This window comes from Winogradskyella sp. HaHa_3_26, assembly GCF_019278425.1.
GTDB lineage: Bacteria > Bacteroidota > Bacteroidia > Flavobacteriales > Flavobacteriaceae > Winogradskyella > Winogradskyella undariae.
On the sequence record NZ_CP058981.1, the window covers coordinates 2,154,239 to 2,176,371 of the forward strand.

Sequence of the window (22,133 nt, forward strand, 5' to 3'; positions counted from 1 at the left end):
TATGTCTAACGTTTTAAACGTAGCCTTAATACAAACGTCTTTAGTTTGGGAAAACCCAAAAGAAAATAGACGTTTACTAAATGATAAGATCAATACCATAACGGGTGTTGATCTTATTGTTTTACCAGAAATGTTTACTTCTGGTTTTACCATGAAGCCAGAATTAGTTGCGGAGCCAATGGATGGTGAAACAATATTATGGTTAAAGCAATTAGCAAAAGAAAAAAACGCAGTTATTATGGGGAGTCTTGTGATTTCTGAAAATAATAATTTCTATAATCGTATGGTTTGTGTAGAGCCTTCTGGTAAAATTATTACTTATGATAAACGGCATACATTCACTTTAGCAGGTGAAGATAAAGTATATACTGCTGGTTCAGAAAAAGTAATATTCAATTATAAAGGTTGGAGAATTTGTCCGTTGGTATGCTACGATTTACGTTTCCCTGTTTGGGCTAGAAATGTTGAGGATTACGACCTTTTGATATATGTTGCCAATTGGCCAAAAGTTCGGATTAAAGCTTGGGATGCTTTGTTACAAGCTAGAGCCATAGAGAATATGACGTATTGTGTTGGTGTTAATAGAGTAGGTCTAGACGGGAATAATTATGAACATTCTGGGCACTCAGTTGTTTACGACGTTTTAGGGAATAGATTAGATCATATTTCTGAAAACGAGGAAACTATAGAAGTCGTTACATTACATAAAGACGCTATTAAAAAATACCGAGAAAAATTAAACTTTTTAAATGACGGAGACGGATTTAGTCTAAAAGTTCAAATTCAATAACGAAATCAAAATTAGCACGCACGTCATCTAATTCTTCTTTTGGATAACTGACACGTTCAGGTTGAATTCCTAATAAGAAATTACCTGTGTCATATTTTCCGTTTTCATTAGTATCAAAAATAGCTCGCATTTTATATTTTTTTGGAGTCAAATTTGTGAAATCTACAACAGGAATATCTTTAGCATAACGTTCGAATAAAACCACATCATTATTATCTATTAGCTGAACAATCATTGGTAGCTTAGCATTAATTAGGTTCACTCTAATGTTACCATAATCAGATTTCATTTTAGTTTTAATTTTGAAATTTAGAGTGTCTTTATTGGTATCTTCGTAAAAATCAGTTAATGTACCTGGTAGTAAAGTGAAATTATATTCTTGACCTTCTATTTTATCTATGGGAAATCTATATTTATTGTAGATTGAATCATATTCAACCTTATAAGTTACAGCTAAAGAATCTTTGTCTATAACTTTAATTTTTGTGGTATCAATTTTAGATAAAGGTATATTAGCTTCAAGAGTAAATTCATCTTCAAAATTAATAGCACCTTGTGTTAAAGCTGTAATTTTTAAAGAATCGCTTTTTAATGCTCTAAAACGATGTTTAAAAGTGTCTATTTTTTTTCCATTAGTCACTGTGAAAAATGTAGTATCAATTTCAAACTTTGGTTGATACCAATAATACAAAGTATCCGTTTCTTTGTCTTTTACAATTCTAGTTTTATAACCTTCAGGCGTTTCACCTAGAACATTAATTCTCATGGCTTCATAATCACCTTCGTATGGGAAAATGATTCGTTTTTCACCATCTTGTGTTGGTTTAATAGCTTTGAAGTTTACGTCTTCATTAAATAATTTTAAGCCATAAGTCGAATCTGACGGTACAGTAATATACCCCTCTTTAAAACCTATTTTATCATCTTTTTGATTAAAGATATAATTCGAATTTTCATCTTTTAAAGCAATTAGTTTATAAGTACCTTCTTTGATGTTATCGATACTAAAACTTGTAAGACTGTCTAATGTGTTCGTTATGTATCTTGGTTTTTCTTTATAAACGATAGAATCCGAATATGTAGAGTCTACTTCATAAAGCATTACAGAAATAAATGTATCGGGCTCTTTTTTTAAAGCATCTTCAACAAATCCTTTTACGGATAATGAATCAATAGTATTTCCTGTAGAAAACACATAACGGTAATAAGGATAAGGATTGCTTTCGTTATAATCCACTATACTTTCTCCAAAATTAAAAGCATAAGTAGTATTAGCATCTAGCGTATCTTTTATTTTGATAGATATTGTTTTGCTAGCACCACTTGCAGGAGAAACGACAGGAGCATTATCCATTGGAGGCGATATAATAAGTTGTTTCTGAAGATCTTTTATTTGAACATATTCATTAAACTGTATAATAATCTCATCACCTTTAAAATTAGTTGAGAAATTTTTTGGGTTAGATGATATTATTTCAGGAGGTAAAATATCTTTTTCTCCACCAGTTGGTGTACCGCGATTAGCACAACTTACAATACTAATTGAAATTAACAGTATACTTATAATTCGAATAAAAGATAAACGCATCTATTTTATAATAATTTAATACAAAGAAACAACTATAAATTAAAGTAACGAAAAAATCAATCTGCAATTGCTAAAGTGGCGAGACTTAACTTTATATTATGAATTTTTAACAAAACTGCCGCACAGGCTTCTACGGTTGCGCCAGTTGTAATAATATCATCGACTAATAAAATATGTTTGCCAGCTAAAGATTTATTCTCAGAAATATTAAATAAGGCTCCGTCATCTTTCCATCGTGTAGTTCTTGCTTTAAAAACTTGTGTTTTTGTTGATTTTATTTTTATTAAAACACTGTCATTATATTCTGCATTTAAAGCTTTTGCAATTTCTTGGCTAAATTTAGCAACTTGATTATAGCCCCGTTTTCTTAGCTTAGACTTGTATAAAGGAACCGGTATAACGACATCTATATTTTTATAAACATCTATTGTTGCTAATTCGGCACCAAGCCATTTACCAAAGAATTCCCCAATACTTTCATGACCTCTGTATTTTAAATTATGAAGTATTTGTTGTACAATTCCTTTTTTCGAAAAGTGTAATAAAGCAGTTGCATTTTCTAATTTTACTCTTCCATAAACTGTTTTTTTAACGGTTTCATCATTATTAAAATGAAAGTTAGTAACGGGTAAATGATGTCTGCATGAAGTGCATAAAAGTACTTCGTTATCACTTAAAGCATCGTTGCACGCTTCGCAAACCATTGGAAAGAACAAGTTTAACAAGTTTTTCATCACTTAAACGATTAAAATAAGGATTACACTATAAGAACCTTTATTTTGGCTTCAAATTAATAAAATTAATTATGATAGTTAACCCTCAGCTATTAAATTATAGATTAATTATAAGTTCTTTATTAATTGTCTTAACCGTTTTAGGAGCCTATAGTTTTGATAAATACAAATCCATTGAATCTTACGAGACTTTTTTAAATCAAGAAAAAGTTTTAATAGAAACTGAATTATCAGAGCTTTTATCCAGTTACGACGAACTTAGTGAAGATTACAGTCTTATGTCTGCTCAGCTACAACAAGCAAAGCAAGAAACTAAGAATGCATTAGATTCTTTAAGATTACTTAGAGGGAACTTATCTATAATTACTAAATTTAAAGGTCAGCTTGCTGTTTTTAAATCTAAAAGCAAAGTGCTTCTTAGCACTATTGATTCTTTAAATTATGAAAATGAAAAACTGCAACAAGAGAAACACTACGCTTTAAATACTATTAAAAAAAAGACAACAACAATTAGTGATTTAGAAAAAACAAATAATGTTTTAAATAGATCTATTAATGATGCTGCAGTACTAAAGGCTAGTAATGTTAGTGTACAATCTTATAAACTTAAGTCTGGTAAAAAGCGTTTAACGGAAAAGGCAAGACGTGCCAATGCTATCGATGTTTGCATTACGTTATCAGAAAATATTTTAACACTAAAAGGAGAAAAAGATATTTACATACAAATTGTAAGTCCACAAGGTAATGTTGTTTCAGATAAAGGAGAATTGGTTTTTGGGGATGATACTTTAAATTATAGTAAGAAGGAAGTTGTTAACTATGCTAATAAAAACTTAGAAGTTTGTACAGCTATTATACCCAGTGAAAACGAAAAACCGTTAACCAAAGGGCATTATTTTGTGAATGTTTTTCATAAAAATACTAAGCTCGCGAGTACAAGTCTTGTTTTAAAATAGTAAATACATATAATTAACGATATAATTTTTGTAAAACCGTTCTGTTAATCAGAGCGGTTTTCTATTTTTGCAGTATTATGGCAAACGACGATCAATTTAAAAAAGTAATCTCTCACGCAAAGGAGTATGGTTACGTGTTTCAGAGTAGTGAAATCTATGATGGACTTAGTGCAGTGTACGATTATGCTCAAAATGGAGTAGAATTAAAGAAAAATATTAGAGACTATTGGTGGAAAGCCATGGTACAGATGAATGAAAATATTGTAGGTATTGATGCCGCAATATTTATGCATCCTACCACATGGAAGGCTTCTGGCCACGTAGATGCGTTCAGTGATCCTTTAATTGATAACAAGGACTCAAAAAAACGTTATAGAGCCGATGTCTTAGTTGAAGATTATTGTTTAAAAATTGAAGCTAAAATTGAAAAGGAAGTTAAAAAAGCTGAAAAACGCTTTGGAGAAGCCTTTAATAAAGAAGAATTTCTTTCGACTAACGGACGTGTTGTTGGTTATCAAGAAAAAATTGATTCTATCTTAAAACGTTTGGGTCAATCTTTAGAAAATGAAGATTTAGCAGATGTAAAAGCTTTAATTGAAGAATTAGAAATTGCTTGTCCTGTTGCAGGAAGTCGTAATTGGACAGACGTTAAGCAATTCAACTTAATGTTCGGAACAAAATTAGGTGCTTCAGCAGAATCTGCAATGGACTTATATTTAAGACCAGAAACGGCACAAGGTATTTTTGTGAATTTCTTAAACGTTCAGAAAACAGGACGTTTAAAGATTCCTTTCGGAATTGCACAAACAGGAAAAGCTTTTAGAAACGAGATTGTTGCAAGACAATTTATTTTTAGAATGCGTGAGTTTGAACAAATGGAAATGCAGTTTTTTATTAAGCCAGGAACACAAAAAAAATGGTTTGAGCATTGGAAAGAAACACGTATGAAATGGCATTTATCTCTAGGGATGGGCGCTGATAATTACCGTTTTCACGATCATGAAAAATTAGCACATTACGCAGATGCGGCTACAGATATCGAATTCAAATTCCCATTTGGGTTTAAAGAATTAGAAGGGATTCATTCTCGTACAGATTTCGATTTAAAGCAACACGAAGAATTTTCTGGTAAAAAACTTCAGTATTTTGATCAAGAAGATAAAGAAAGCTATACACCTTACGTTTTAGAAACTTCTATAGGTTTAGATCGTATGTTTTTGGCTGTGTTTTCTAACGCTTTAGTAGAAGAAGAGCTAGAAGATGGAAAAACACGTACTGTTTTAAGATTACCAGCAGTATTGGCACCTGTAAAAGCGGCAATATTTCCTTTGTTAGCAAAAGATGGTTTACCAGAAGTTGCAAAACAAATTGTTGAAGATTTAAAGTGGGACTTTAATGTTGCCTACGAAGAAAAAGATACGGTTGGAAGACGTTACAGAAGACAAGATGCTAACGGAACACCATTTTGTATTACTGTAGATCACGATACTTTAGAAGATAATTCAGTTACAATTCGTCATAGAGATACGATGGAACAAAAACGTGTGAAGATTGAAGATTTAAAAGATATCATTAAAGCTGAGGTTGATGTAAAGCATTGGCTACAGAGAATGAAATAACAGATTACTGCAAACGCAGGAATCTCTTTTACAAAAAACGCCCAAACTATTAAGTTTGGGCGTTTTTTTATTTTTAGTCATGGAAAAGTTGTACTCACTCATTGTTGTTCTTTATTTATAAATAAAATAGATACTTTTGATTTAATACTAAAATATAAGTTTTGAAAACATCTTTTGTTACTTTGTTAGCTCTTCTTTTTGCGTTTACTTGTTATTCTCAAAAAAATATAGATACCATTTATGGTAATCCTAGATATGTTAAAGAAAAAGTGGAGTTTTTAAAAAAGAATAAGCAGAACTATACATTTATGGAAGGGGATGGAGATTATGGGCATGCAACAATTCTTACGCCAGAAAATTTAAAAGACAAATTTCATGCATTTTGGTTTAAATACCCTGATGTTGCTTATATTAACTATGAAAAAGAATTTTTAAAAAATGGAAAACCAAAAAATGAAACTTGGAGAGATAAAGATGAGGATTTTGTAATGAAATATGAATATTCCTATAATAAAGAAGGGAATCTTTCAGAAAAAAAAGAAACATTTTTTGATTATGAGCATAATTTAGTTAAGTATACTTATGATTATAATGGTAAATTAAGAAGCTCTATTTCTACATATAGTGATGAAACTGATTTATTTTATTATTTACTATTTAAATATGATTCCATTGGTAATCTAATTAAAACATCAAGGTATGATGCATTTGGGTATGTAAATTCAGATTATAAAAACTATAATAAACAAAATAAATTGATTAGGGAATTTCAACACATTCCTAGAAAATGGCGAGAAAATAAAAATGGGAGTCGATTATTCGCTAGGGATTCCACGGGGACATGGAGAAATATTAAAAAACTAAAGTATGACGTAAATGATAATTTGATTTATGAAGAGAGATATAATGACCGTGATATTATAAGAAGTAAGACTATTTACAAATATGATAATGATAATATAATTGAAAGAACTATTTACAATACACCATCAGATACTTCTTATCATTATAAAGCCATATTTAAATACAATAAATTAGACTTAAAAATAAAAGAGGAAAGTATATTTTCAGGTAGAAAAGAAAAAACAGTAACTAGAATATATGATGATAATTATATAGTTCACATAACAATTGAGGAAATAGGAAAAACTTATAATATTGATTACAAATATGATTTAGATAAAAAAGGTAATTGGATTAAAATTATAAAAATAGTTAATGATGAACCATTATATGTGTGGAGCAGAAAAATAAAGTATTATTGAAGCTTAAACTCAATAAAACCTAAAAATGCCCAAACTATTAAAGTTTGGGCATTATACTTTTATAAATAATTTTATCTAATTAAAACGGTAACCTAAATTGAATCCGAATTTTCCAACAATTTGAGAATCATAATCATTTTGAAAAAGATTTCTACCTATTCCTCCAACAAGTTCAAATACAAACCCGCTTTTAGTAACCCACTTACCACCTAAGCCAAAGCCAAGTGCGAAGTCGGTAACACTTTTTTCTTCATAAGTATAGTACATCCCTGATTCTTGAACTTCATAATCTCGGTCTATTGAATTTAACATTCCAAATCCTTCAATAAAAAAACCGGCCGCATATTTTTTTCCAAAGAAAACTCTATAATAAGGAGAAATGTAATAATTAATATCAGCATCTGAATTTTCGTTGTCATATGGTGTTAAAAAAGAAATACCAACAGAAGATTCTTCATTAAGATTTCTTTCATAACTTGCTTCAAAAACACCAGCAAGCAGCATTACAGCATTTAATTTAACTTCATTTTGCTTTTCATATAAAGAAGCAATACTATCGTTTTGTTGTTGTGCACTTAGTGTACAAATAGAAAAAAGGAGCAATAGCATAAAAAGTGATTTCTTCATAAGTTGATTTAAGATTGATTAATAATACTAGGTTATAATGATAACTGTATCATATAGATATATCAAATATAATAAAAAGTTGAATCTAAAAAACACCTAAATCCATTAATGACTATGACCACCTTCACTTTCATTCAATAGCATACCAATACCTTTTATTAATATTTGTTTGTTTTTTAAATTGTCTGTATTTAGAATTTCTGCAGCATCTTCTGTTTGTTTTCCTAAATTTACTTTTATTTTTTTTAGATGAAACTCATCTTCATTTTCTTCATCTAAAACTAAAACATAATTTCCGTCCTCTAAGGGGATTATAGCTTCTTTTGGGAGGCTTAATTTTTTTGTGCTTTCAGTAATGATTTCAGCTTCTACAAACATGCCTACAATAAAGTTGCTATCTTCATTTTCTACATGTCCATGTCCATGTACCTGTACACGTCTCGTCTCAGCATCAATTGTTGTACCGACTAAATGAATTTCTGCATCAAAAGTATCTTTAGAAGCTTCAGGGATTTTGAAACGGATTTGTTGTCCTTTTTTAACGTTCATAATATCCTTTTCAAAAACTGCGAGTTCTAGATGAATATGATCTGTATTTACAAGTTCTAAAATTACATCACTTGGAGAAACATAGGTACCATTACTTATATTTACCTTGCTTACAGTACCAGAAATTGGTGCATACAAGTTTATGGTCGAAGAAATTTGTCCTTGTTCTACACGTTTAGGACTAATATTCATCATCTGTAGTTTTTTACGCAAGCCATTGTAATGTGCTAAATTACTTTTGTATAGACTTTTGGCTTTGAGATAATTTTTCTCAGAGGTAATTTGTTCGTCAAACAAGGTTTTTTGTCTGTTGAATTCCGATTTTAAGTAATTTAGTTGTTCTGCAACTTCGAGATAATTTTGTTGAATTTCAATATATTCTGGATTTTGAAGCGTTACTAGAAGTTGTCCCTTTTTTACCTCGCTACCAATAAGTAATGGTGTATTGGTAATGTAACCACTTATAAAAGTAGAAATACTAGATTTACTTTGTGGTGGCACATCAATTATACCGTTAACTTTTATGCTTTCGTTAAAATCTAATTCAGTTAAGCTTCCAAAAACCATTTTTTCACTTTCAAATTGTGTTTTTGTAATAGAGATATGGTCGTGATCTCCTTCATCTGTTGATATAGGTTCCGATGTATTGTTATTGTCGTTCCCACAGGCTGTAATAAGTACTGCGAATATTATAAAATATAGATGTTTCATCTTTAAAAGATATTTAAAATAAGGTGATTAATGTTAATAACAGTTTGGTTGTATGCGTTTAGATTGTCTAAATAAGTTAGCTCAATGTCTGTTGCTGTTTCTAAACTTTGGATGTATTGAAAAAAGTCAATTTCTCCTTCTTTAAAGGTTCTGTTGGCTGTTTTTATAATTTCATCTTTTAAACGCTTGCCTTGCTTTTCGTAATAACTAATGGCTTCTTCATATTTGTTTTGTGTCGTTAAAAGCGATTTGTATTCAGAATTTAACTGTATTTTATAATCTTGTTTCTGTTCAGTAATAATTTCTTTAGCGATTTTTGAAGCTTTAATTTTTGATGAATTTCCAAAGAATAACAACGGTATTTTTAGTCCAAATTGATAGCCTCTAAGATTCGCATTTAATTGGTCATTTGTTCCTTGAAAATATTCGAAACTAAGGTCTGGTAAAAGACTTTGCTTTTCGGATTTATAAAGCGTATTCTGATAGTTTTCAGCATTTTCATAATAGCTTAATCCTGAATTATCATCAAGAGATGGACTGTTTAATTCAAGTTTTTCTAAATCTTGATCTATAATAGTAATAGTATTGACTTGAGCGATAGCTTTTAATTGTTCTTTAGAAAATTCAATATCTTGTAAAGCTTGTTTGTATAACGTTTGGATTTGTTTTTGCTTAGATTCCGCGGTAATAGTTTCTAAATAATTGGTTTCACCTAGTTCAAAACGTCGTGCTGATTTCTGTGCGAAATCTTTATAAAGACTGTCTAAAAAGCGATAGGTTTTTGCACGTTGCTTAGCATATTGCAATTGATAATAGCTAGAATAAACTTTCTTTTTAACTTTTTGAAGTTGAATATTATATCTAGATTCTTCTAAATTAACCAATGCTTTATTTACTTTTTTATCAGCAAAATAAACGGTTGGAAATTTAAAGTCTTGAGCAATTTTAAACACCTTTAAAGGTTTGTTGTTTGAAGCGAGGTTGCTTTCGTCATAATTATAATACAAAGCTGTTTTGTCAAAACTAAAAGCACTTCCTACAGATGCATTGCTTTTTTCGATTTTTAAATTTGAAGCCTTTAAACTCGCGTTATTTTCTATTGTTAAATCTAAAGTTTGTTCAACGGTTAGAGGTGATTGCGCATTGCTATTCCATATAAATAGAAAACCGATAATAGTTACTATTGCTGTTTTATTCGTTTTAGGAGCTGTTCTATTTTTAAGCCAAGCATACAAAACGGGTAATACAACTAAGGTTAAAATGGTGGCAGTAAATAAACCGCCAATCACTACTGTTGCTAACGGACGTTGTACTTCTGCACCGGCATTGGTAGAAATTGCCATAGGTAAAAACCCTAAGGCAGCAGCAGATGCGGTTAATAATACGGGTCTTAAGCGTTCTGTGGTTCCTCGTTTTACAAGTGCATCAATATCATTCATACCCTCTTCATCGTGCAAGGATTTAAAGTGTTCAATGAGTACAATTCCATTAAGTACTGCAATACCGAAAAGTGCAATAAAACCAACACCTGCCGAAATACTAAACGGTAAGTCGCGTAACCATAACAGTAAGACGCCACCAACTGCGGCTAGTGGAATTGTAGAATATACAATTAAAGCTTCTTTTACCGAATGAAAAGCAAAATACAATAGCACAAAAATTAAAGCTAAGGCAATTGGCACCACAATTAAAAGTCGGTCTTTAGCACTTTGTAGATTTTCAAATTGGCCACCATAAGTAATATTATAACCTACGGGAAGTTTTAATTTGGTATCTAGAATTGTTCTAACATCATCTACAACCGATTCTAAATCTCGATTTCTAACATTTATACCAACTACAATTCGTCTTTTTGTATCATCTCTAGAAATTTGAGCGGGTCCTTCGGTATATTTGATATCAGCTAATTCGCTTAATGGAACCTTAGCTCCGTTAGGAACATCAATATATAAATTTTGAAGGCTCGCTAGATTTTTTCTGCTATTCTCATCTAAACGGATAACGAGGTCAAAACGTTTTTCTCCTTCAAAGACATTTCCAACCGTTTCCCCGGCAAATCCCATTGAAATCAAATGATTTACATCTGAAATATTGAGTCCATACCTTGCTATTTTATGTCGGTTGAAAACAACGCTCATTTGTGGTAAACCTTCCACTTTTTCTACCGTAATATCCGAAGCACCTTGCACATTTTGAATTAAGGTTTTTACTTCATTTGCTTTTTTTGCTAAAATGGATAAATCTTCTCCAAAAATTTTAATAGCAACATCGGCTCTAACCCCAGTAATAAGTTCATTAAATCGCATTTCAATGGGTTGGGTAAATTCGACCTCCATACCAGGGATGATGGACAATGCTTCTTTAAATTTATTAGCTAATTCATCTTTACTGTTTGCTGAAACCCATTCTTTTTTAGGTTTTAGCTTAATAATAACATCACTTTCTTCCATAGACATTGGGTCCGTTGGAACTTCTGCAGCACCTATTCTCGTAACTACTTGGTCGACTTCAGGGAAATTATTTAACAAAATTTGTTCTATTTTTGTAGTTGTCTCAATGGTTTTTCCGAGAGAAGTTCCTGTTTTTAATATAGGTTGTATTACAAAATCACCTTCGTCTAATGTGGGAACAAATTCACCGCCCATTCTGCTAAATATAAAAACACTCGTAGCTAATAAAACGGTAGAGAGAATGAGTACAATTTTCTTGTGTCTTAAAGCCCAATTGATAATTGGTTCGTATCTTTTTTTAATAAAATTCATTAGCTTAACCGATACATTTTTTGAAGAGGGTGGGCTTGGTTTTAAAAACAATGAAGCCACTACCGGGACATAAGTTAAACATAGAATCATGGCGCCAATTAAAGCAAAGCTAAAGGTGAGTGCCATGGGTCTAAACATTTTACCTTCTACACCACTTAAAGTTAAAATAGGAATAAAAACAATTAAGATGATTAATTGTCCAAAAATGGCTGAATTCATCATTTTTGAAGCACTTTTTAGGGTTATATTGTCAATTTCGGTCTGTTTTTCTTCTTTATTAAGTGCTTTTAGTTTGTCGCTTTGAGTGATAATTCTGAAAGCAATAAATTCTACAATAATGACAGCTCCATCGATAATGATTCCGAAATCAATGGCGCCAAGACTCATTAAATTGGCATCGACTCCAAATACGTTCATCATGGAAATGGCAAATAATAAACTCAAAGGAATGACTGAAGCCACTACTAATCCAGAGCGTAAATTACCGAGTAGTAAAACCACTACAAAAATGACAATGAGAGAGCCAAGGATTAAATTTTCTGAGACTGTAAATGTAGTTTTTCCAATGAGTTCACTTCGTTCTAAAAAGCCATTGATAAATACACCTTCTGGCAAAGTATGCTTTATGGATTCTATGCGTAGTTTTACGGCATCGATGACGGCTTTAGAATTTCCATCTTTAATCATCATAATTTGACCTAAAACTTTTTCGCCTTCACCATTTCCGGTAATAGCACCAAAGCGTGTTGCACTACCAAATCCGACTTTAGCAACATCTTTAATATAAATTGGTGTTGAGGTGTTTTTAACGACTATGTTTTCAATATCGTCTAAGGTTTTTACTAAACCTTCACCTCTAATAAAAAAGGATTCATTATTTTTTTCAATATACCCACCACCAGCAACACTATTATTTTTTTCAAGTGCATCGTAGATTTCTGATATAGAAATATGCATTGCATTTAGCTTGTTTGGATTAATTGCAACTTCATATTGCTTTAAAAATCCTCCCCAAGTATTGATTTCAACAACTCCTTGTATTCCTGATAGTTGACGCTTTGCAACCCAATCTTGAATGGTTCTTAAGTCGGTTGCCGAATATTGATCTTCATAACCCGGTTTAACGTCTAAAATGTATTGATATATTTCTCCTAAACCTGTGGTGATAGGCCCCATTTCTGGATTACCAAAACCTTCAGGGATTTTTTCTGATGCAGATTTTATTTTTTCAGCAATCAGTTGTCTGGGAAGAAAAGTTCCCATATTATCTTCAAAAACAATAGTCACAACAGATAAGCCAAATTTTGATACCGAACGAATTTCTTCTACTCCTGGTAAATTTGCCATTTCTAATTCTACCGGATAAGTAATAAATTGTTCTACATCTTGCGTTGATAAATTGCGTGATGTGGTAATGACTTGTACTTGATTGTTGGTGATATCAGGAACTGCTCCAATAGGAATTTGACTGAGTGATAAAAATCCAAACCCAATAATAAATGCTGTAAACAGGAAGATGATCAGCTTGTTTTTTAAGCTGAACTTAATAATGTATTCTAACATAATTCATAAAAATTAAAAAATAATGGATGCCTGTTTTGTAAAAAAAAACAGGATTATAATCTAAAGTGAATTATGCGTGCTTGGGTGGTTGAAAAACAGAAGATTTCTCGTAAGTTGTATGAGATTCTGTATAGTGAAAATTGAATGGGATTTTTATAAAATCTTGTTTATTAATTGTTAAAGTAACCGTTAAGTCTATAAAGGGGATTTGAGTATGAGAGCATGTGTGGTGAGCATCTTTAAAAGGTAAATTTTTATGCTCTTTGTGTTCTTCGTTATCATGCTGGTATATTGCGTTACCATAGTGCTCTGCTAAAAACTGTATAAATGTGTCGCCATACAACTCTTTATGATAGTCAGCATGCTCCATTAATATACCGAACTTAGAAAGATCTTCTAAGCCAATGTTGAAACTTTGAATAAGAATCAAAAGTGAATATGTAAAAGCGATTAGCTTGCTCATAACACCACGAAGATACAAACTTTTAGGCGTGTTTATGTAATAAAGGTTACATGGATTAAAGCAAATAGTTGTCTTAAATATTTTTATTTTGTTAGCTATTTATAAAATCTTACCCGCTAAATAAGTTGCATCTTTTTTTATGCCGCCTAGAGTTGCAGAACCTCTTGTGTGCAACCAGGGTAATCCTATAAAATAAAGTCCTTTTGTAGTGCTAATTCCTCTTTGGTGAATTGGATATCCATTTTTACAAAGTTCAATATTTTTTATCCATTTAAAATTTGGTTTGTAGCCTGTAGCCCAAATAATGTTTTTAATATTGTTTAGTTCTTTGGTTGCTGTTTTTATAGTGTTTTCTTCGGTGTCAAGTGTGTGTCCAACAACTTCTACATTATCACGTTTTATAATGCTTTTTACATCCGTACCAATAATAGGTTGTTTAGATTGGTTGATCTTTTTACCAATCCACGATGTTTTACTAAAACTTAAAAATCCTGTTTTAGTAAACCACCACCAAAGGGTTTTTCCTAAAATCTCCTGAGGAAGTGTTCTTATGTCTGTGCTACCCGAAAAATATGTGGTTTCGGTTGTGTTCTTCGATATTTCGTTTAAAATTTGAAATCCACTATCTCCGCCACCAACAACAAGAGTCGGACCCTTTTGTAATTGTTCTGGACTGTTATAATAATTACTATGAACTTGGTATATAGTATCTGAAAGGTTTTTGTGAAATTTAGGTATAAAAGGAATATGAAATGGACCTGTAGCAATGATAACCTGTTTACAAGTGATTTCTTGTTGATTGGTTTTGATAAGGAAACCATCATCAATTTTTTCAATACTTTCAGCTAGAGTTTCTAATTGAATAGGGAATTCAAATTTTTCGGCATATTGCTTAAAATAAGAAGCTATTTCATATTTGTCTGGATAATGACCTTTTGCGGCCGGAAAATCCATTCCTATTAAGTGGTTAAACTCGGTAGGTGTAAATAGTTTTAAAGAATCCCAGCGTTTAAGCCACGAAGCTCCGACCTCTTTTTCTTTATCAATGATTAAAAAATCTTTCTGTTTTTGTTTAAGAAAATAAGCCATAGAAAGGCCTGCTTGTGCAGCTCCTACAATTACAAAGTCTTTCATTAATGAGTTTTGTTGGTCTTTACGCAGTATACCGTTTTTAAAGGTTTTATACAAGTTATAACGGAATATAAAATAGATGTTTTTATCTAAAAGTAAGCTTTTAACTGAATTGTTCCAGTATGAATCATTTTTGAAGTTTCTGATTTTCGTCCTAAATAATTCAAATTTAAATCTAAATATTTAGTCAGTTTTTTTTGTGCTAATAAACTCCATGTAAAGTTTTTTCCAGCTTGTAAACCTTCAAGCATTTGGTAGGCAACTGGTGTGTTTGAATCGCCTTCAAAATCATTTTCAAAAAAGTTGAACTCTCCTGTTAATGCTATTTTTTGTGCGTTATTATAAGTAAAGGATAGCCCGTAGTTATTCTGTATTAAAGTTTCAAAACTATCTATGGTGTTTTCTTTGGAAGTATATTGATAGAAGATGTCAAACTGAGCATTTTCACTAAATAAATAACTTAATTTAGGTTGAAATTGATATTCATCTAAGTTATAATTCTTACTCGTAAAATTCTCACTTTTACTATCATTATTGCTTAAACTCGCTAAGGTGTTAAACAACCAATTAACGTCAATTTTATGATTAAAATTTAGCTGATGACTATCCGTTTTATTTTGTTGAATTCCTGTAGTCAATAAGTTTCTGCTTTTATTAGTTAAGTAGGTGTAAGATGTGGTGTAGTGTTGTTTTCCTCTATTAAAAAACAATACATTTCTAACGCTGTAATTTAAGGCAACAAAATCTTCCGTATCTAAATCATCTTTTAAAGCTTCAAACGGATCTAAATTAAAAGAATTATCTTCCTTAAACTTTTTACTGTCTACAATAAAGGAAGCTTGCTCGTAGAAATGCGACCAAAATTGTTTCGATTTTTCTTCTGAAACACTCCAGGATTGTGGGTTAATTGTAACGGTTTGTCCGAATCTATTTTGATGGGTTTGCACATAAACTTGGTTCGGTAACAAGACTCTAATATAACTGCCTTGATCTGTAAATTGTGCAATTTCAAATTCGTCTAATTCTTGAATGCCATTGTCGTTATAATCAATCCAAGTGTAAGCTCCTTGTCCTGCTTCAACTTCAACATACGTAAAATCTTGCTGTGCTAAAGTTCCTGAGTTTGTTTCAAAACTGGTGTTTAAAATAACTAAGTTTTTCCATAATTTCTGATTAAAAGTCAATCTACTATTTAAACTTTGCTCGTCTTCAGTGCTGCTATCTTCCGATTTTAAATCTCTATAATTTAAAAATAATTGAAGACTTGTGTTTTGATTTTGAATCAATCGAGAATTTAGATAATAAGTACTAGAAATATTTACACGTTTTAGATTATTGCTGCGTAAACTGTCGTTAAAACGTTTAATGTAGCCTACTTCTGCATAAACTTTGGTGCTATCTCCAATACCAACAAAAGCTTCGTAAGATTTAAATTTCTGACTTAATTCTGTTAGTAAATCTGTTTCTATAGCGCGTTGTTCATTATCTTCTGTTGAAAATTTTACACCTGTCCATTTATTGTTTTTACCATAAGTAACACTATTGAATGATCTTAGAAATGTAGAACGATTAATAGTATTTTTACTATTTAAAAGACTTGAGCTTGAATAAACCTTGAAATCACCCAACCTTAAATTAGCAGTTACATTATGTCGGTTTCCGTTGAAGTTTTCAGAATAGTTTAAATGTTCAAAACTATAAGTAATACTACCTTTTTTTGCGTGTGATAAACTTAATCCAGATGTAAATAATAGCTGATTTCCATAATCTAAAGTTTCGTCTGTAGTTTCAGAGGTGTCTAAATTCCAATCGCGCGCAAATTCGGCTCTGTATAAACGCTCTATGGTATTAAAGTTTTTTTGAATAAAATCGGCATCAACAAGAGCAGAAAGATTCCAAAGACTATCCGATTTTATAAGATTTTGATTTAAAGTAAATTTCCCAGCATAACCATCATTGTTATCATCATCTAAATTTGAAAATAAATTATCATCTTTTTTACTCCCAGCAAATTCAAAAAACAGATTCGTTTTTTTACTAGGGTTGTATTGCCCGTTAATTGTTGCAATTTGCAAACGTTTTGGAGGAATTAATTGCGTAATAGGTTCATAACTTCCTTGTGGAACACCAGAAATTGGTGCTATATATTCATAAATATTATTGATCGCGTTTGAATTGCTTAATATGTAATTACCTTCATTAGCTCCTACAAAAGTAAAGGTTAGACTGTACAATTCGTCTTCAGAATCATTAGAATAGACATAGATTTCTTCTGTTCCAATAAATTCTTTTCGATATAAAATTCTATTTTCAGAATACGTTGTGAGTGATGCAGAAGATGCCGACATTAAATCTATATCATCACCAGCATTGGATAAAATTTGGGTTTGCTCTGTAGACAGGTTTTGCTGTAGTGGTTGGTTTTTAGCATCACTTTCAGAATAAACGGAAACATTTAATTTTAAGGTTTCTGTTTCAAAATTAGCTCCACCAAAAACGGTGAATCTAGAATAATTACGTTCGCTAAACTGATAATCAACTGTAATTCGCATTTCTGAAGTCATCGGAAATGTAGAGTTAAAAATTATTTCACCAGCATTATAATCTATAACATAATCGTTGTTTTCGCCGCGCTCTAAAGGTACTCCGTTAACGTAAACGGTTTCGCTTCCAGAAACTACAAGAACATAAAGTTCGTTATTAGAACCTGTTAATTTGTATGGGCCTTGGTTACCTTCTTCGGCTGTAAATTGTGTGGATGTAAACTGTCCACGTACCAAAGCACCCGAAGCAAAAACAGAGGTTTTATCACTTAAATTAGCATTTACAAGAAGTCCTTGTACACGTTTTGAAAAATTAGCAAAATAACTTTTCGTGTTTTCTAAATCTATATCTCCTGCTCTAATATTCCAATCGTCGCTAAATAATTCAATAAATACCTGATCAAATTCATCTAAACTCTGAGAATAGCCGCTTTCTTGGAGCGGAATGTTAGCATCTTGAATAGAAGCTCTAAGTGTAACTTTGTCATTCAGTTTTCCTGAAATCTGTAGATCTAGTTCGCTATTTAAAACTGAATTCTGATTATTTCCTATCGTAATTCCACGAGAAATACTCCCAGATGTGGTAAGTCCATCAAAAGGGGTAAATGTGTTGTTCGTTGTGTTATTTTGTAAGCTATATAATTGTCGATACCCATTAGAAGAGCGGTCTATAACAACAGCATCATCCAATTGTTTATATACTTTAGTTAAGAATTTAGGGTAGCGTAAATATTCAATTTGAATGGTGTCTATTTCTGTCGGAAGCTTAAAACGTAATAATGATTTAGCGAAGTTAACTTCATATAAAGTAGAATCTATAACTTTATTGTCTGTGGTTAATACTTTAAAACGAGAAGGGTTAATACTTACAGAATCAATTTGAATAGAATCATTTACTGCGACTTTTTTTTGTCTAAAATTACCATCCTGATCCTGGGAAAAACCCAAGGTCGTAGATAGAATGAATATAAAAAGTAGAGCAGACTTCATGTGGAATAATAACTGTTTAAAGCTAAAAATATTTTATCGTTAAATGCAGTATAAAATTATAGGGTAAAAGTACAGTATTATTTAATTTAGCAGTTAATCTGAAAATGACGAAAAGAAACAGGCATGTTTAAGGTTTGATCACCTAAAAGAGTGATGAATAGTAAACAGTTTGTAAGCATTAATAAACAATAAATTTAAATACATGAAAATAGTTTCTTATAACGTAAACGGTATCAGAGCAGCAATAAATAAAGGATTTATAGAGTGGTTAAAAGCCACAGGTCCCGATGTTATTTGTCTGCAAGAAATTAAAGCGATGGAAGAGCAACTCGATTTAGATTTGTTTACCGAAGCAGGTTATAATTTTAATTATTGGTTTAGCGCTCAGAAAAAAGGTTACAGTGGTGTAGCGGTTTTATGTAAAAAAGAACCTAAGCATATTGAATTTGGAACCGGAATAGAATCTATGGATTTTGAAGGTCGAAATATTAGAGTAGATTATGATGAGGTTTCTGTAATGAGTATGTATTTGCCTTCGGGAACAAATGCTGCTAGATTATCTCATAAGTTTGAATATATGAACCTTATTCAACAGTATTTAATAGAACTGCAAACGGAAAAACCAAATTTGGTGGTTTGTGGCGATTACAATATTTGCCATGAAGAAATTGATATTCATAACCCTAAAATGAAAGGTGTTTCTGGGTTTTTACCAGAAGAACGCGAATGGTTAGGGGAATTTGTAAAAAGTGGATTCGTAGATAGTTTTAGATTCTTACATCCAGAGCGTCAAGAATATTCTTGGTGGAGTTACAGAGCAAATTCTAGAGCAAATAATAAAGGTTGGCGATTAGATTATGCGATGGTAAGCACACCGTTACAAGAAAAAATAAAACGCAGCGTTATATTAACCGAGGCCGTGCACAGTGACCATTGTCCTATTTTATTAGAACTCGATCTTTAAAATTAAATTAGACCCCAAACAATAATTAATAGAATAACAATTTAACAGAAGAATCATGATTAAAAGACTTTCAATCCTAGCCTTAACCATTACTTTATTCACCTCGTGTGTGTCTAAAAAAATATATACAGAACTTGAAGATAAATATGCCGATTTAAAACAAGAAAATAGAGGTTTATCTGATGATTTGGAAACATTATCTAGTGATAAAATACAATTGACTAACGATTTAAATAATTTAGAAAAATCTTATAACGAAGCTGTTTCGGAACGCGATAAGTTGCAATCAGATTATGCTGCGGCTAAATCTAATTTAGAAACTTTAAAAGCATCTTATCAAGCTTTAGAAGAAAATAGTTCAGCTTCTATAGCTAAAAATTCACAGAAAAATAGAGAGCTCTTAGCGCAATTAGAAGCAAAAGAACAAGCATTAGCAGCAGAAAATGAACGTTTAAATGCTTTAAAACAAGAATTAGAAAGCCGTTCACAACGAGTTGCTGAATTAGAAAACGTTATTGCAAGTAAAGATGCTGCAATGCATAAATTAAAAGATGCGATTTCTAAAGCCTTAACTAATTTTGAAGGTAAAGGGTTAACGGTTGAGCAACGCAACGGAAAAGTTTACATTTCTATGGAAAACAAGTTGTTGTTTGAATCTGGAAGTTGGTATGTTGGAGCACAAGGAAAACAAGCTGTAAAACAATTGGGTAGTGTTTTAGCTGAGAACCCAGAAATCTCCGTTTTGATTGAAGGACATACCGATAATGTACCTTATAAAGGAAACGCACAATTAAGTGGTAATTGGGATTTATCGGCAAAACGTGCTACTGCAATTGTAAATATCTTAAGAGAAAATGATGCTATTAATCCTGAAAATTTAACGGCAGCTGGTCGTGGTGAATATGCGCCAGTTGCAACTAATGATACTTCAGAAGGTAAAGCTAAAAACAGAAGAATTGAAGTGATTTTAACACCTAAGTTAGATGAGATTTCTAAGCTTTTAAACGATATTTAATTTTAACTGTTATCTCAAGACTTTTTTACAACAAAGTTACTTGTAGAATTAGAAAATCAAATTATGTAGATTACTTTATCATTTAAAACACAAGTGATATTAATTCACCTCACTGATTTTGAAATTAGTGAGGTCTACTATTTTTAAATATAAAATTGTTACATTGATTTTTGTTTTTATAAAGAATAATTAAAATAAGATTCCTGTTTTTTTAGAATTATACTATGAAATACACAATATTACCAAATACCGATATAAAAGTTAGTAAAATCTGTCTTGGAACCATGACTTGGGGAAACCAAAATACCCAAGAAGAAGGATTTTCTCAAATGGATTTAGCATTAGATAAAGGTGTTAATTTCTTTGATTGTGCAGAACTTTATCCAGTTCCAGCAGAAGAAAAAACCTATGCAGCAACGGAACGCATTATCGGTAATTGGTTCACAAAATCAGGAAATAGAGATAAGGTTGTTTTAGCTACAAAAATTGCAGGAACAGGAGATTATACAGCACATATTAGAACTAATGGTTTTAGTAAAGATGCCCTTAATGAAGCTGTAGAAAACAGTCTAAAACGCCTTAAAACAGATTACATAGATTTATACCAATTGCACTGGCCAGAACGTAATACAAACACGTTTGGTACACGTGATTATGCGCCTGATACTGACGATCAGTGGGAAGATAATTTTAATGAAATTCTTCACAGTTTAGATGCCATTGTAAAATCGGGTAAAATTAGACAAGTTGGTATTTCTAATGAAAAAGCTTGGGGAACCATGCGTTATTTAGAAGAATCTAAGCAGCATAGTTTACCTCGAATGATTACCATTCAAAATGCCTACTCTTTAATAAATAGGGTTTTTGAAGGTGATATGGCAGAGGTTGCCCATCGCGAGAATATTGGACTCTTAGCATATTCGCCAATGGCATTTGGTGTATTATCTGGTAAATACATTAAAGGGACTGCTGCAGATGATGCGCGTTTAAAATTATTTCCAAGATTTTCACGTTATAATAGTGCGCAAGCTACAGAGGCCACTAAGCGCTATTTAAAAATTGCGGAAGATAATAATTTATCGTTAGCACAAATGGCTTTAGCCTTTGTGAATGAAAGGCCATTTATTACCAGTAATATTATTGGAGCAACCAATCTTAGTCAGTTAACAGAAAATATTGAGAGTATTAATATTTCGTTATCGAATGAGGTTATGAAAGCGATTAATGCGGTGCATGCAGAGATTCCTAATCCAGCACCATAATATTGAAATAAACAAAATTAAAAAAGCACGTATGAAAATACGTGCTTTTTTTAGATCTTAATCTGACGATTTATTTGTTCTTGTAAGGAGATAAATGTTTCTGTTCTAGAAACCCCTTTGATACTTTGTATTTCAGAATTAAGGACATGCATTAAATGCTCATTATCTCTAGAAAGTATTTTAATGAAAATAGACCAGTTACCTGTGGTGTAGTGACATTCAATAACTTCTGGTATTTTTTGTAATTGCTTTACTGCTTCAGGATTACTAATCGCTTTATCAAGATACACACCAACAAAAGCCATGGTGGTATATCCTAAGGCTTTAGGGTTAATGATGAATTTAGATCCAGCAATAAGTCCAGATTTTTCAAGTTTCTTTAGACGCTGATGTATTGCAGCACCAGAAATCCCTACGTTACGAGCAATTTCGAGAATTGGAGTTCTGGCATCTTCCATTAATGCTCTTAGTATTTTTTTATCAATACCATCTATGTAAATACCACCATCGTTAATTTTCATGAATATATAAACTATTAATTTGAAATCGAAAGATAAAAAAAGCGTTTCATATTGAAACGCTTTTTTAAATTAATAGTGTA

The 22,133-nt window shown here is 31.5% G+C and carries 16 protein-coding genes; 7 read left to right on the forward strand and 9 right to left on the reverse strand.

All coding sequences use genetic code 11. The annotated features are described in order from the left end of the window. Position 1: 1 nt before the first annotated feature. Complete coding sequence (locus H0I32_RS09330) at positions 2–790, forward strand: amidohydrolase (protein WP_179313558.1); 789 nt, start codon at positions 2–4, stop codon at positions 788–790. Here H0I32_RS09330 and H0I32_RS09335 read toward each other — a convergent pair. Together H0I32_RS09335 and H0I32_RS09340 are read right to left on the reverse strand one after the other, a co-directional pair. Beyond that, the gene (locus H0I32_RS09335; RefSeq protein ID WP_173586227.1) at positions 765–2,378 is read right to left on the reverse strand and encodes an Ig-like domain-containing protein; all 1,614 of its coding nucleotides are present in this window, start codon (positions 2,376–2,378) and stop codon (positions 765–767) included. The genes H0I32_RS09330 and H0I32_RS09335 overlap by 26 nt on opposite strands. 56 nt (positions 2,379–2,434) lie before the next feature. Next, complete coding sequence (locus H0I32_RS09340; protein ID WP_173586228.1) at positions 2,435–3,112, reverse strand: ComF family protein; 678 nt, start codon at positions 3,110–3,112, stop codon at positions 2,435–2,437. A 71-nt stretch (positions 3,113–3,183) separates the two neighbouring features. On the opposite strand from H0I32_RS09340, the gene H0I32_RS09345 reads away from it, so the two are divergent. The 3 genes from H0I32_RS09345 to H0I32_RS09355 all read left to right on the forward strand — a co-directional run bounded on the left by H0I32_RS09345 (position 3,184) and on the right by H0I32_RS09355 (position 6,952). Next, positions 3,184–4,068, forward strand: a complete 885-nt coding sequence (locus tag H0I32_RS09345) for a hypothetical protein (RefSeq protein WP_173586229.1) — start codon at positions 3,184–3,186, stop codon at positions 4,066–4,068. 77 nt (positions 4,069–4,145) lie between these two features. Further along, the gene (locus H0I32_RS09350) at positions 4,146–5,687 is read left to right on the forward strand and encodes a glycine--tRNA ligase (protein ID WP_179313557.1); all 1,542 of its coding nucleotides are present in this window, start codon (positions 4,146–4,148) and stop codon (positions 5,685–5,687) included. Positions 5,688–5,848: 161 nt separating this feature from the next. Then, entirely contained in the window at positions 5,849–6,952 is a 1,104-nt protein-coding gene (locus H0I32_RS09355) for a hypothetical protein (RefSeq protein ID WP_179313556.1), read from the forward strand. Between the two features lie 75 nt (positions 6,953–7,027). On the opposite strand, the gene H0I32_RS09360 is transcribed toward H0I32_RS09355, so the two are convergent. From H0I32_RS09360 to H0I32_RS09385, 6 genes are all read right to left on the reverse strand, one after another. Beyond that, on the reverse strand, positions 7,028–7,579 hold the full coding sequence (locus H0I32_RS09360) for a DUF3575 domain-containing protein (protein WP_179313555.1): 552 nt from the start codon (positions 7,577–7,579) through the stop codon (positions 7,028–7,030). A gap of 105 nt (positions 7,580–7,684) precedes the next feature. After that, the gene (locus H0I32_RS09365) at positions 7,685–8,839 is read right to left on the reverse strand and encodes an efflux RND transporter periplasmic adaptor subunit (protein ID WP_179313554.1); all 1,155 of its coding nucleotides are present in this window, start codon (positions 8,837–8,839) and stop codon (positions 7,685–7,687) included. A gap of 2 nt (positions 8,840–8,841) precedes the next feature. Beyond that, on the reverse strand, positions 8,842–13,164 hold the full coding sequence (locus H0I32_RS09370; RefSeq protein WP_179313553.1) for a CusA/CzcA family heavy metal efflux RND transporter: 4,323 nt from the start codon (positions 13,162–13,164) through the stop codon (positions 8,842–8,844). 70 nt (positions 13,165–13,234) lie between these two features. After that, entirely contained in the window at positions 13,235–13,627 is a 393-nt protein-coding gene (locus H0I32_RS09375; protein WP_173586235.1) for a hypothetical protein, read from the reverse strand. A 99-nt stretch (positions 13,628–13,726) separates the two neighbouring features. Beyond that, a complete protein-coding gene (locus tag H0I32_RS09380; protein WP_179313552.1) occupies positions 13,727–14,761 on the reverse strand; it encodes a flavin-containing monooxygenase in 1,035 nt (344 codons plus the stop codon). A gap of 86 nt (positions 14,762–14,847) precedes the next feature. Beyond that, complete coding sequence (locus H0I32_RS09385) at positions 14,848–18,291, reverse strand: hypothetical protein (protein ID WP_179313551.1); 3,444 nt, start codon at positions 18,289–18,291, stop codon at positions 14,848–14,850. A gap of 202 nt (positions 18,292–18,493) precedes the next feature. On the opposite strand from H0I32_RS09385, the gene H0I32_RS09390 reads away from it, so the two are divergent. The 3 genes from H0I32_RS09390 (at position 18,494) to H0I32_RS09400 (ending at position 21,532) form a co-directional block, all read left to right on the forward strand. After that, positions 18,494–19,255: an exodeoxyribonuclease III gene (locus H0I32_RS09390; protein ID WP_179313550.1), complete on the forward strand. Its 762-nt coding sequence runs from the start codon at positions 18,494–18,496 to the stop codon at positions 19,253–19,255. Positions 19,256–19,310: 55 nt separating this feature from the next. After that, a complete protein-coding gene (locus H0I32_RS09395) occupies positions 19,311–20,270 on the forward strand; it encodes a flagellar motor protein MotB (protein ID WP_179313549.1) in 960 nt (319 codons plus the stop codon). Between the two features lie 224 nt (positions 20,271–20,494). Next, positions 20,495–21,532, forward strand: coding sequence for an aldo/keto reductase (locus H0I32_RS09400; protein WP_179313548.1), 1,038 nt, complete (start codon positions 20,495–20,497; stop codon positions 21,530–21,532). Positions 21,533–21,582: 50 nt separating this feature from the next. Here H0I32_RS09400 and H0I32_RS09405 read toward each other — a convergent pair whose 3' ends face one another. Next, positions 21,583–22,053: an Lrp/AsnC ligand binding domain-containing protein gene (locus H0I32_RS09405; protein WP_173586241.1), complete on the reverse strand. Its 471-nt coding sequence runs from the start codon at positions 22,051–22,053 to the stop codon at positions 21,583–21,585. Between the last annotated feature and the right edge of the window lie 80 nt (positions 22,054–22,133).

What these genes read in the sequence shown, in the direction of transcription:
- H0I32_RS09380 (WP_179313552.1), bottom strand. Translation starts at nt 14,761, where the DNA reads ATGAAAGACTTTGTAATTGTAGGAGCTGCACAAGCAGGCCTTTCTATG.
- H0I32_RS09405 (WP_173586241.1), bottom strand. Translation starts at nt 22,053, where the DNA reads ATGAAAATTAACGATGGTGGTATTTACATAGATGGTATTGATAAAAAA.
- H0I32_RS09350 (WP_179313557.1), top strand. Translation starts at nt 4,146, where the DNA reads ATGGCAAACGACGATCAATTTAAAAAAGTAATCTCTCACGCAAAGGAG.
- H0I32_RS09390 (WP_179313550.1), top strand. Translation starts at nt 18,494, where the DNA reads ATGAAAATAGTTTCTTATAACGTAAACGGTATCAGAGCAGCAATAAAT.
- H0I32_RS09330 (WP_179313558.1), top strand. Translation starts at nt 2, where the DNA reads ATGTCTAACGTTTTAAACGTAGCCTTAATACAAACGTCTTTAGTTTGG.
- H0I32_RS09375 (WP_173586235.1), bottom strand. Translation starts at nt 13,627, where the DNA reads ATGAGCAAGCTAATCGCTTTTACATATTCACTTTTGATTCTTATTCAA.
- H0I32_RS09400 (WP_179313548.1), top strand. Translation starts at nt 20,495, where the DNA reads ATGAAATACACAATATTACCAAATACCGATATAAAAGTTAGTAAAATC.
- H0I32_RS09345 (WP_173586229.1), top strand. Translation starts at nt 3,184, where the DNA reads ATGATAGTTAACCCTCAGCTATTAAATTATAGATTAATTATAAGTTCT.
- H0I32_RS09370 (WP_179313553.1), bottom strand. Translation starts at nt 13,164, where the DNA reads ATGTTAGAATACATTATTAAGTTCAGCTTAAAAAACAAGCTGATCATC.
- H0I32_RS09385 (WP_179313551.1), bottom strand. Translation starts at nt 18,291, where the DNA reads ATGAAGTCTGCTCTACTTTTTATATTCATTCTATCTACGACCTTGGGT.
- H0I32_RS09335 (WP_173586227.1), bottom strand. Translation starts at nt 2,378, where the DNA reads ATGCGTTTATCTTTTATTCGAATTATAAGTATACTGTTAATTTCAATT.
- H0I32_RS09365 (WP_179313554.1), bottom strand. Translation starts at nt 8,839, where the DNA reads ATGAAACATCTATATTTTATAATATTCGCAGTACTTATTACAGCCTGT.
- H0I32_RS09340 (WP_173586228.1), bottom strand. Translation starts at nt 3,112, where the DNA reads ATGAAAAACTTGTTAAACTTGTTCTTTCCAATGGTTTGCGAAGCGTGC.
- H0I32_RS09360 (WP_179313555.1), bottom strand. Translation starts at nt 7,579, where the DNA reads ATGAAGAAATCACTTTTTATGCTATTGCTCCTTTTTTCTATTTGTACA.
- H0I32_RS09395 (WP_179313549.1), top strand. Translation starts at nt 19,311, where the DNA reads ATGATTAAAAGACTTTCAATCCTAGCCTTAACCATTACTTTATTCACC.